This is a genomic window from Streptomyces sudanensis (assembly GCF_023614315.1).
Taxonomy (GTDB): domain Bacteria; phylum Actinomycetota; class Actinomycetes; order Streptomycetales; family Streptomycetaceae; genus Streptomyces; species Streptomyces sudanensis.
Window position 1 is genome coordinate 4,174,310 of the sequence record NZ_CP095474.1, and the last position, 2,358, is coordinate 4,176,667.

The 2,358-nt window shown below is 72.8% G+C and carries 1 pseudogene; it reads left to right on the forward strand.

The window, feature by feature from the left end:
* A pseudogene (locus MW084_RS19210) lies at positions 1-981 on the forward strand (alpha-isopropylmalate synthase regulatory domain-containing protein); the annotation flags it as partial.
* Positions 982-2,358 lie beyond the last annotated feature (1,377 nt).

The following is a 2,358-nucleotide window of genomic DNA, read 5'->3' on the forward strand; positions in this document are numbered from 1 at the left end:
GGTTGGGGGTGCATGCGCAGGATGACGCGGGGTGTGCGGTGGCCAATACGTTGGCGGCGGTGGAGGCGGGGGCCAGTCATGTGCAGTGCACGGCGAACGGGTACGGGGAGCGGGTGGGGAATGCGGATCCGAATGCTTGTATCTACACGTATGTGTTGGTAGGCACGGCGGGTGTTGCCGGTGGGGGCGTTGGGGGAGATGACGCGGATTTCGCATGCGATCGCGGAGGTGGTGAATCTGGCGCCGTCGTCGCATCGGCCGTATGTGGGGGTGTCGGCGTTCGCGCACAAGGCGGGGTTGCACGCGTCGGCGATCCGGGTGGATCCGGATCTGTATCAGCATGTGGATCCGGCGCGGGTGGGCAACACGATGCGGATGCTGGTGTCGGACATGGCGGGGCGGGCGTCGGTGGAGCTGAAGGGGCGGGAGCTGGGGGTGGAGCTGGGCCGGGACCGGGAGGTACTGGGCCGGGTGGTGGAGCGGGTCAAGGAGCGCGAGTTGCGGGGGTACACCTACGAGGCCGCCGACGCCTCCTTCGAACTCCTCCTCCGCGAGGAAGTCGAAGGCCGCCCCCTGCGCTTCTTCCGTACGGAGTCGTGGCGGACCATCGTCGAGGACCGCCCCGACGGCTCCCACGCCAACGAGGCGACCGTGAAGGTGTGGGCGGGCGACGAGCGCATCGTCGCCACCGCGGAGGGCAACGGCCCGGTGAACGCCCTGGACCGGGCGCTGCTGGCGGCCCTCGAACGGATCCACCCGCAGATGGCCAGGTTCGAGCTGGTCGACTACAAGGTCCGCATCCTGGAGGGGCGGCACGGCACCGAGTCCACGACCCGCGTCCTGATCACGACCGGCGACGGCGACACCGAGTGGTCGACGGTCGGCGTCGGCGAGAACGTGATCGCGGCGTCCTGGCAGGCGCTGGTGGACGCGTACACGTACGGCCTGCTGAAGGCAGGTGTGGAACCCACGGAGGAGTAGTCCGTTCCAGGAGGATCCGAAAGGTGCGAATACCCCCGTATGGGGTAGTTTCGATGCATGAGGAGAAACCCGCTTTCCTTCGTGTCGGCCCTGGCGGGCGTGGTGCTCATGCTCCTCCTCGCCCTGGCCCCCGCTGCCACGGCCAGGGCGTCGGACGGCATACGGGAGGCGGCCGACGCCCTCCGGCAGGGGCCCGTCTACGTGCACCCCGAGGCGGCCGGCGAACTGTCGCCGGGGGAGGCCCAGGCGCTGGAGCGCAAGATCCTCGACGCGGACAAGCCCCTGATGGTGGCCGTCCTGCCGGACACGGCGGAGTTCCCCGAGCAGACCCTCCTGCGCGACCTGCGCACCCTCACGGGGGTGACCGGCGTCTACGCCGTCCGCCTCGGCGACGCCTTCGACGCGGGCGCCGACCGGAGGGTCCTCCCGCCGAGGGCGGTGGAGAACCTCGTGTCGGCGGTCCACCGGCCCGGCGTGGACGCGGCGACGGAGCTGAACGCCTTCGTCGACCAGTCCCTGCCGCAGATGCGCGGCTCGGCGCCGTCCTCGTGGGCGGGCGTGCCGGACGACGGCACACCGGTCCGCGGCCTGGTGACCATCGGCGTGCTCCTCGCGGCGCTGGCGGCCGGCGTGTCGCTGATGACGGTCCGCAGCCGCAACCGCAGGCGCTCCGAGGAGCGGGAGTCGCTGGACAAGCTCCGCGTCGTCGTCGACGAGGACATCACCGCCTACGGCGAGGAACTCGACCGCCTCGACTTCCACCCCGCCGACCCGGCCGCCGACGACGCGATGCGCCGCGACTACGAACACGCGCTGGACGCGTACGACAGGGCGAAGCAGCTCATGGCCGAGGCCCGGCACCCCCACGACGTCCGGGGCGTGACCGAGGCCCTCGCGGACGGCCGGCACGCGCTGGCCGTCCTCGCCGCCCGCCGCGAGGGCCGCCCGCTTCCCGAGCGGCGGGCACCCTGCTTCTTCGACCCCCGCCACGGCCCCTCGGTGGCGGACGTCACCTGGGCCCCGCACGGCGGCGCCGTCCGCGACGTGCCGGTCTGCGCGGCGGACGAGGCCCGCGTCAGGGCGGGCCAGGACCCGGCGGCCCGCCAGGTGGACACCGAGTGGGGCCCCCGCCCCTACTGGGAGGCGGGTCCGGCGTACGGCCCGTGGGCGGGCGGCTACTACGGCGGCGCGCTCCTGCCGGGCCTGCTGGTCGGCACGATGCTCGGCACCACCCTCGCCACCCCGGTGTACGCGGCGGAGTACGGCGGCGACGGCTACGACACCTTCGCCGGCGGCGACTTCTCCGGCGCGGACTACAACCCCTCGGACTTCGGCGGCGACTTCGGGGGGGGNCNTCGGCGGCGGGGACTTCGGCGG